7 protein-coding genes and 2 tRNA genes are annotated in these 9,265 nt (G+C 68.7%); 6 read left to right on the forward strand and 3 right to left on the reverse strand.

Going from position 1 to position 9,265, the window contains the following annotated elements; all coding sequences use genetic code 11:
* Positions 1 to 95 precede the first annotated feature (95 nt).
* From ACIBI9_RS28615 to ACIBI9_RS28640, 6 genes are all read left to right on the forward strand, one after another.
* Complete coding sequence (locus ACIBI9_RS28615; RefSeq protein WP_397226049.1) at positions 96 to 3,020, forward strand: UPF0182 family protein; 2,925 nt, start codon at positions 96 to 98, stop codon at positions 3,018 to 3,020.
* A 56-nt stretch (positions 3,021 to 3,076) separates the two neighbouring features.
* Positions 3,077 to 3,153: transfer RNA gene (locus ACIBI9_RS28620), tRNA-Met, on the forward strand.
* Positions 3,154 to 4,219: 1,066 nt separating this feature from the next.
* Positions 4,220 to 4,293: transfer RNA gene (locus ACIBI9_RS28625), tRNA-Met, on the forward strand.
* Between the two features lie 101 nt (positions 4,294 to 4,394).
* On the forward strand, positions 4,395 to 4,862 hold the full coding sequence (locus tag ACIBI9_RS28630) for a group II truncated hemoglobin (protein WP_397226051.1): 468 nt from the start codon (positions 4,395 to 4,397) through the stop codon (positions 4,860 to 4,862).
* A 9-nt stretch (positions 4,863 to 4,871) separates the two neighbouring features.
* Positions 4,872 to 7,367, forward strand: a complete 2,496-nt coding sequence (locus ACIBI9_RS28635; protein ID WP_397226053.1) for a DUF4118 domain-containing protein — start codon at positions 4,872 to 4,874, stop codon at positions 7,365 to 7,367.
* Entirely contained in the window at positions 7,364 to 8,047 is a 684-nt protein-coding gene (locus ACIBI9_RS28640) for a response regulator (RefSeq protein ID WP_364241849.1), read from the forward strand. Before ACIBI9_RS28635 ends, ACIBI9_RS28640 begins: the two co-directional genes overlap by 4 nt.
* Here ACIBI9_RS28640 and ACIBI9_RS28645 read toward each other — a convergent pair.
* The 3 genes from ACIBI9_RS28645 to ACIBI9_RS28655 all read right to left on the reverse strand — a co-directional run.
* Entirely contained in the window at positions 8,014 to 8,187 is a 174-nt protein-coding gene (locus ACIBI9_RS28645; RefSeq protein WP_397226055.1) for a hypothetical protein, read from the reverse strand. The two genes, ACIBI9_RS28640 and ACIBI9_RS28645, sit on opposite strands and share 34 nt — an antisense overlap.
* A 121-nt stretch (positions 8,188 to 8,308) precedes the next feature.
* The gene (locus ACIBI9_RS28650) at positions 8,309 to 8,707 is read right to left on the reverse strand and encodes a hypothetical protein (protein ID WP_397226057.1); all 399 of its coding nucleotides are present in this window, start codon (positions 8,705 to 8,707) and stop codon (positions 8,309 to 8,311) included.
* A gap of 370 nt (positions 8,708 to 9,077) precedes the next feature.
* Positions 9,078 to 9,265, reverse strand: a 188-nt coding sequence (locus ACIBI9_RS28655; RefSeq protein ID WP_397226059.1) for a hypothetical protein, incomplete at its 5' end; no start/stop codon positions are given.

Genomic DNA, 9,265 nt, shown 5'->3' on the forward strand with positions numbered 1-9,265 from the left:
CTGGCACAGCGGTGTAGGTTGCCAGACACGGACCGTTTCTTCATCACGACGAGGGGTTGGCCTTGAGCTTCCGGACCCCAGGAGCCGGTAGGGCGATGCGCTTGCCCCGCCGTCCGAGACTGCTTCTGCCTGTGGCGATCGCTCTGGTGGCGATCGTGGCGCTGTTTTTCCTATTTTCCGGTATTTATACCGACTATCTATGGTTTGACGCGGCCAAGTACACGTCGATCTTCACCGGCGTCATGCTGACCGAGATCGTGCTGTTCCTGGTCGGGGCGCTGTTGATGGTCGGCATCGCGGGCGGCAACATGCTGCTGGCGTTCCGGACGCGGCCGATGTTCGGGCCGGCGATGTTCGGCGGGGGCAGCGGCGCCGACCGCTACCGCATGGCGCTCGACCCCCACCGCAAGCTGATCTTCATCGTCGGCATGGGCCTGCTCGCCCTCTTCTCCGGCTCCTCGTTCGCCGGCCAGTGGGAGACGTGGCTGAAGTTCGTCAACGGCGAGTCGTTCGGCAAGAAGGACTCGCTGTTCGGACTGGACATCTCGTTCTACATGTTCGACTACCCGTTCATCCGGATGGTGCTGAACTTCCTGTTCACCGCCGTGATCATCTCGATCGTGCTGGCGGCGATCACGCACTACCTGTACGGCGGGTTCCGGCTGCAGTCGCCGGGCGTGCACGCCTCCAGGGCGGCCCGCGTCCACCTGTCGGTGCTGCTCGGCGTCTTCGTCCTGCTGAAGGCCGTCGCCTACTGGGTCGACCGCTACGGCCTAGTCTTCTCCGACCGCGGGTTCGTCCACGGCGCCTCCTACACCGACGTCAACGCCGTCCTGCCGGCCAAGACCATCCTCGCGATCATCGCCCTGATCTGCGCCGCCCTGTTCTTCGCCGGCATCTTCCGGCCCGGCGGCATGCTTCCCGGCGTCTCTGCGGGCCTGCTCGTGCTCTCGGCCATCCTGATCGGCGGCGTCTACCCGGCGCTGGTCGAGCAGTTCCAGGTCAAGCCCAACCAGCAGGGCAAGGAAGCGGACTACATCCAGCGCAACATCAACGCCACGCGCGAGGCGTACAACGTCGACAAGACCGAGGTCGAAAACTACAACGCCGAGTCCGACCCGTCCAAGGTCCAGAAGGGCGGCGACGCCTCCGTCACCGGCGTCCGGCTGCTCGACCCGGCGCTTTTGTCCTCGACGTACGAGCAGACGCAGCGCATCCGCGGTTTCTACAACTTCGGCGACACGCTCGACGTCGACCGCTACCCCGACAGCACCGGCAAGCTGGTCGACCACGTCGTCGGCGTCCGCGAGATGACCGGCCCGCCCGAGGGCCAGAACAACTGGATCAACCGGGCCCTGGTCTACACCCACGGCTACGGTTTCGTCGCCGCGCCGGGCAACCAGGTCGACGGCGGCGGCCTGCCCAACTACGACGCCAAGGACATGCCGGTCACCGGCCCCCTGGCGACCACCACCGGGCTGCGCCAGCCGCGCATCTACTTCGGTGAGGAGCCGGCCGCCGAGGAGTACGTCATCGCGGGCGGCAACCCGAAGACGAAGGAGCTCGACTACCCGCAGACGGGCGGCACGGGCCAGGCGGACAACATCTATGACGGCAAGGGCGGCGTCCGCGTCGGCTCGTTCCTCAACAGGCTCGTCTACGCCGCCAAGTACGGCGAGGCGAACATCCTGCTGTCGGGCGACATCAACGACAACTCCCAGATCCTGTACGTGCGCAACCCGCGCGAAAGGGTCCAGAAGGTCGCGCCCTTCCTCGCGCTGGACGGCAACCCCTACCCGGCGATCGTCAACGGGCGCATCACCTGGATCATCGACGGCTACACGACGTCCAACGACTACCCGTACTCGCAGAGCGAGAGCCTCGGCGACATGACGCGTGACGCGTCCACGGACCGCCGCGTGATCGCCCAGCAGCCGAGCGACAAGATCAACTACATCCGCAACTCCGTCAAGGCCACGGTCGACGCCTACGACGGCACGGTCACGCTCTACGGCTGGGACACCAACGACCCGCTGCTGAGGACCTGGAGCAAGGCGTTCCCGGGGGTCATCCGCCCGGCCTCGGAGATGAGCCCCGACCTGCGCAACCACGTCCGCTACCCCGAAGACCTGTTCAAGGTGCAGCGCTACACGCTGTCGCGCTACCACATCACCAACCCCGCCGCCTTCTACAGCGGCCAGGACTTCTGGAACGTCCCGGGCGACCCCACGCAGAACGACAAGAACATCAAGCAGCCGCCCTACTACCTGACCACCACGATGCCGGGCGGCAAGCCGACGTTCTCGCTGACGACGACGTTCGTGCCGCGGCAGGGGAGCGCCAACCTGTCGGCGTTCATGGCGGTCGACTCGTCGGCCGACTCCGCCTACGGCCGGCTGCGCATCCTGCGCATGCCGTCCAACACGCCCATCCCGGGCCCAGGGCAGGTGCAGAACGCCTTCCAGAGCCGCCTCGCCGGCCAGCTCAACGTGATGGGCGTGGGTAGCTCGTCACTCCGGTACGGCAACCTGCTGACGCTGCCGTACGCGGGCGGCCTGCTCTACGTGGAGCCGGTGTACGTCCAGGTGGCCGCGGGCGGAGGCCAGGAGCCGTACCCGATCCTGCAGCGGGTCCTGGTGTCGTACGGCAACAAGATCGGCGTCGGGCCGGACCTGGAGAAAGCGCTCGCGGAGGTCTTCGGCGGCCAGCAACAGCAGCCGAACACCCCCACCGAGCAGAACGTCCCCAACCAGGCCAACACGGCGCTCAACTCGGCGATCGCCAACGCCAAGAAGGCGTACGAGGACGCGCAGAAGGCCCTGCAGTCCAGCCCGCCCAACTGGGACGCCTACGGTGAGGCCCAGAAGAGGCTGGAGGAGGCGCTGAAGGCGCTGGAAGGGGCCAACGCCCAGCAACCCAAGCCCTCGGCGACCCCGTCGGCCACCCCATCGGTCTCGCCGTCGGCCACGCCTTCCGTCTCGCCATCCCCCACGGGATCGCAAGCGGCGGGCACGTCCTAGCTCAATCAGTTTGCGCCCACCCCTCGCCGCCCACTAGTCTTTAGACAACAACGCGACGCGGGGTGGAGCAGTTCGGTAGCTCGCTGGGCTCATAACCCAGAGGTCGCAGGTTCAAATCCTGCCCCCGCTACCAATCCAAAAGCCCGGACTCCTTACGGAGTCCGGGCTTTTGCTATTCCGACGGCGACGGCCTCAGCGGGTAGGGGTGCGGCGGATCGGCCGGCGACGCGCTCCCCACCCTGCCGCCGCCATTCCGTCCGCGGTGCGGGGCCATCCGGCCGTAGCCCGAGACGCCGCCACTCCCGTCGGCGATGGTTTTCTGGGGGAGAGGCACGTCCGAATCGACTGCCGATGCGTTCTCGCACGGCCGCGTGGTGCGGGCGCGTGATCGGCGCACTGCGCGTTCGACGGCGGCCCGGCGCTGCGCGTACCTCCGCCGCGCGCACGCCACCCGCGCCAGCGGGCCGCCCGACGTTCGCGCCGGGACCCCAGAGCCGCCGCCGGCGATTGCGGGGAGTCCAGCGCGAGCCGGGGGCCTGGCGGCCTCGGCGCTGAATGACGCGGCGGCGCGGCTCCGGGCACGCTGGCGCCACTCCGTCGGCGGTGCGGTGGGATGGTCGCGCCGGGCGGTGGCGCGCCGGGCCTCCGGCCGTCGCCCGAGGCGTTCCCACTCCCATCGGCGGTGCCGGCCGTCTCAGCAGTGCCTCCGGGAGGCGGCCGCCCGGGTTGTCTGGCCGGGGGATAGTTGCGTCGGGCGGCGGCGTGCGGGCTGTCCGGCCGTCGTGGCGTCGGAGGGCCGTCACGCCGGTCGGTGATGCGGTTTCAGCGGCGCCCCAGGGGACGGCCGCGCTCGGGCGACGGTTGCTTAGGGCGGTGCTGCGCGGGTCGTCTGGCCGTCGTCTTCGTCGCAGAGCCGCAATGCTTCGTCGGAGGGCCGCAATGCCGGGTGGCGGCGGTGGGATGGGTGGTCAAGGGGCGGGCACGCCTATGGACGGGCGGCCTTTCCGCCGGCCCCGCGCCCCCTTCCCCAAGGGGCCGTCACCACCCGCGGCGGGCGCTTCGGGGTCGGCGTGGTCAATGCACTCCGCGGGCCCCGCGCCCCCTTCCCCAAGGGGCCGTCACCACCCGCGGCGGGCGCTTGGGGGTCGGCGTGGTCAATGCACTCCGCGGGCCCTGTATAGTTATTGCAGACACACCGACGCGGGGTGGAGCAGTTCGGTAGCTCGCTGGGCTCATAACCCAGAGGTCGCAGGTTCAAATCCTGTCCCCGCTACAAAAGCCAGAGTCCCTGGTCACCGGAGAGATCCGGAGACCAGGGACTCTGTCGTTTTCCCGGCCTTGCCCGCCCCACCCCGCCGATGATTACATCATTACATGAGTGAAGAATCAGTACCTTCGCTGTACGACTGGGCCGGCGGCACCGAGGCGTTCGAGCGTCTGACCGAGGCGTTCTACCGCACGGTCGTCAAGGACGACCTGATCGGCCCGCTGTTCGCGCACATGGACCCCGACCACCCCAAATACGTGGCGATGTGGCTCAGCGAGGTCTTCGGCGGCCCCGACCGGTACACCAAGGAGCGCGGCGGCTACCCGAACATGCTCCGCCACCACCTCGGCAAGGCCATCACCGAGCCCCAGCGCCGCAGATGGGTGAATCTCCTCATGGACGCGGCCGACGAAGTGGGACTGCCTGACGACCCCGAGTTCAGGGCGGCGTTCGCCGGCTACGTCGAATGGGGCACCAGACTGGCCAGGCACAACTCCCAGCCCGACGCCACGCCACCGCTCGAGGCTCCCGTGCCCCACTGGGGTTGGGGGGTCGCGCCGCCGTACCAGCCGTAACCTGGAGGAATGGGGAGCACGTCCCGCGGGAGGCTGCGCGTTCACCTGGGTGCGGCTCCCGGTGTGGGCAAGACGTACGACATGCTGAGCGAGGCGCACCGCGCCCGCGAACGTGGCAAGGACGTGGTCGTGGGCTTCGTGGAGACCCACGGCCGCGCCAGGACCGCCCACCTGCTCGACGGACTGGAGGTCCTGCCGAGGCGGACGATGACCTACCGGGGCGCGACGTTCACCGAGCTGGACGTGGATGCCGTCATCGCCAGAGCCCCCACCGTGGCGCTGATCGACGAGCTCGCTCACACGAACGTTCCCGGCTCCCGCAACGTCAAGCGCTGGCAGGACATCGACGAGGTGCTCGACGCCGGCATCGACGTCGTCTCCACCCTCAACATCCAGCACCTCGAATCCCTGAACGACGTGGTCGAGCAGATCACCGGCGTGTCGCAGCGGGAGACCGTGCCCGACGAGGTGGTGCGGCGCGCTGACCAGATCGAGCTCGTCGACATGTCACCCGAGGCGCTGCGCCGGCGGATGGCGCACGGGAACGTCTACCCGCCCGACCGGGTCGACGCCGCGCTGGCCAACTACTTCCGCGTCGGCAACCTGACCGCCTTGCGGGAGCTCGCCCTGATCTGGCTGGCGGACAAGGTGGACGAGCAACTCGACCAGTACCGCGCCGACCATGCCATAGCGGGCACCTGGGAGGCCCGCGAGCGCGTGGTGGTCGCCCTCACCGGGGGCCCGGAAGGGGACACGCTCATCCGCCGGGCCGCGCGCATCGCGGCCAGGAGCAAGGGGGCCGATCTGCTGGCCGTGCACGTCACGAGCGCCGACGGGCTGACCTCCGGCGGAGATCCCGCGAACCTGGTGCGCCAGCGGGCTCTCGTCGAGGCCCTCGGCGGGTCCTACCACCAGGTGGTCGGCGACGACATTCCGCATGCGCTGCTGGAGTTCGCCCGTGGCGTGAACGCCACCCAGCTCGTACTCGGCGCGTCGCGAAGGGGACGGCTCGCGCAGATCGTCACGCGGGGCGTGGGTGTGACGACGACGGCGCTGTCCGGGTCGATCGACGTGCACATGGTGACGCACGAGGCGACCAGGACGGGTCGCGAGCGGGCGCGGTCGAGCGCCGCGCTGACCCGCAGGCGGCGACTGTCCGGCTGGGGGCTGGCGCTGCTCTCGCCGCCGCTGCTCACGGCCGGGCTCCGGCCGCTGGGCCTGTCGCTGCCCAGTGAGATCCCGCTCTTCCTGCTGCTGGTCGTCGGGGTGGCCCTGGTGGGCGGCATGTGGCCGGCGTTGACGGCGGCGGTGCTCGGGTTCGGGCTGCTCAACTGGTTCTTCACGCCGCCGCTGCACACGTTGACGATCGCCGAGCCGCAGAACGTGCTCGCGCTGACCACGTTCGTGCTGGTGGCGGTCATGGTCAGCACGGTCGTCGACCTGGCGGCCAGGCGCAGCAGGGAAGCGGCGCGCTCGCGGGCGGACGCCGAGGTGCTGTCCACGCTGGCGGGTCACGTGCTGAGAGGCGATGCGGCGCTGCCGTCGCTGCTGGCCAGGACGCGGGAGACGTTCGGGCTCAGCTCGGTGACCCTGCTGGAGCGTACGGACGACTGGCACATCGTCGCCACCTCGGGCGGCGTGCCGTGCACGAGCCCGGGCACGGCCGACACCGACGTCGTGATCGACGAGCGGCTCGTGCTCGCCGCCCGGGGGCGGCTGCTGGACGCGAGCGACCGGCGGGTCCTGGAGGCGTTCGCGGCGGAGGCGGCGGTCGCCCTGCGCGAGCAGCGGCTGCGCGAGGCGGCCGAGCAGGCCGAGCCGCTGGCCGAGGCCGACAGGATGCGCACCGCTCTGCTGGCCGCCGTCAGCCACGACCTGCGTACGCCGCTCGCCTCGGCCAAGGCGGCGGTCGAGAGTCTGCGCAGCACCGATGTGACCTGGTCGGAGGAGGACCGCGGCGAGCTTTTGGCTACTGCCGACGAGTCGCTGATCAAGCTGGACCGGCTCGTCGCGAACCTCCTCGACATGAGCCGCCTCCAGGCAGGCGTGCTGGGCGTGAACCTGGAGCCTGTGGCGATCGAGGACGTGCTGCCACACGCCATCGACGACCTCGGCCCGCTGAGCGACCAGATCCGCAGCGACCTCCCGCCCATCGTCCCCGAGATCATGGCCGACCCCGCCCTGCTGGAGCGCGTGCTCGTCAACCTCATGTCGAACGCCGTCCGCTACAGCCCCGACGGCGAACCCGTGCTCGTCAACGCCAGCTGGCACGGCGAGAACGTGGAGATCCGCATCATCGACCGGGGCCCCGGAATTCCGCCGGAAGCGCATGAAAGGGTGTTCATGCCGTTCCAGCGGCTCGGCGACCGCGACAGCCACACGGGCGTGGGGCTCGGCCTGGCGCTCTCGCGCGGCCTCACCGAGGCGATGGGCGGCACGCTCGTGCTGGAGGACACGCCTGGAGGGGGACTGACCATGACCGTCTCGCTGCGGAGGCACACGTGACCCGCGTGCTGGTGGTGGACGACGAGCCGCAGATCCTGCGTGCTCTGCGCGTCAACCTGGCCGCCCGGCAGTACGAGGTGGCGGTCGCGGCCGACGGCGGCTCGGCGCTGCGCCAGGCGGCCGAGTGGCACCCCGACCTGGTCATCCTCGATCTTGGGCTGCCCGATCTGGACGGCGTTGAGGTCATCGAGGGCCTGCGCGGCTGGACCGCCGTGCCGATCATCGTCCTCTCGGGGCGCGCGGACAGCACCGACAAGGTGGATGCGCTCGACGCGGGCGCCGACGACTACGTGACGAAGCCATTCAGCATCGACGAGCTGCTCGCCCGCGTCCGCGCGGTGACCCGCCGCACGGGCCAGCACGAGGAGGAGGCCGCCACGGTGCGGCTGGGCGATCACGTGATCGACCTCTCCAGCAAGACGATCTCGGGAGGGGTACGGCTGACGCCCACGGAGTGGCACTTCCTGGAGATCCTGCTGCGGAACCCCGGCAAGCTGATCAGCCAGCGCCAGCTGCTGCGGGAGGTATGGGGAGACTCCTACCTAAAGGAGACGCACTACCTGCGCCAGTACATGGCCCAGCTCCGGCGCAAGCTCGAACGGGATCCCGCCCGTCCGGTGCATCTGCTGACCGAGTCGGGGATGGGCTACCGGTTCCAGCCGTCGGCTTCCTCCGAGTAACAGTGGCCTGACGGCTTGACGAGCAGCACGACCGCTCTCTGCACGGCCCAGCCGAGGAGCAGGATCCCGAAGGCCACCTGCACGACCCGCATCCAGGGGGAAGAGCTCTGATCCGCATAGATCACGACGCCAACCCACATCAGGCCAAATATCCCAACTAGTGCGACTGCTGCCCAGTTCAAGCCCCGCTGCCACATATGCGAAGTCTTACAGCCGGTCAGCCAAGGCCGGGTATGGGCCAAGTGCTCATCGGGTCAGCGGCTAACGCGGCAGGGTGCGCCTCATGCCGACGCACCGGCGCAGGCGCATCCCGCGCGGGCGCTGGGGCACGGACTCCTCCAGACAGGCGAGCAGCAGAGCCGCCGTACGGGCGTCCGCCAGGATGCGCTGGACGGCCTCGCCGTCCTCCGGCATCTGGCCACGCTCGGACAGCTCGTGCTTGAGGAACGCCATGGGGTCCGGCGCGTCCGCGATGTCGGCCGCCACCGTCGCCCGCGCCGCCGTGAGCAGACGCAGGTAGTGGGTACGGAGCACGGCCTCGCGCATTCGCGCGTGTTCGAGATCGTCGATCAGGGTCCTGGCGATTCTCAGCAGGTCTCCGGCATGGGTCGCCTCGTCGGCGAGGAAGGCACGGATGTCGTCGAACTCCGAGCGGGTCATAGCGGACACCTCCGAGAGCGCAGTCTGCTCGTAGGTACTTCGTACCTGGCAGCGATTGCGGATGACTTGCCGTCGGCTTGACGGCTGGGGTGCCGACCTGGGTGTCCTTGGTGAGGTTTGGGCGTTGCGTGGTGAGGGAACAACCACGTGATTACCTGAGTGGCGCGAAGTGGGTGCGTCGGGCTGCTAGAGTTGCTTCTCGCAGGGCGGCCGAGGGGGTCACAGAGACTCCCGGAGATGCCCGGCAAATCCCACTTACTTCGAGGGTCGTCCTCCGGCGGATTCGCATCGGTTCGGATGGGCTGGTAAGTTAGAGGGGTTGTCCCGGAAACGGGGCAGGTCTTAATTTCCGCAAGTCGAGCAAGTCGGGTCAATTTGACAGGGACTTGAACGGCTGAAAGAATAAAGACACAACGAAATGAACGCCTCCGAGCGAAAGACCGGAACGGTCTCGAGTAAGGAAGTACGCGTCCGTTTCTTGAGAACTCAACAGTGTGTTAAAAGCCAGTGCATGAGATACATGCATATCCCCGTCATTATTGACGGAAATTGCTTGGA

It is taken from the genome of Nonomuraea sp. NPDC050451 (genome assembly GCF_044458585.1).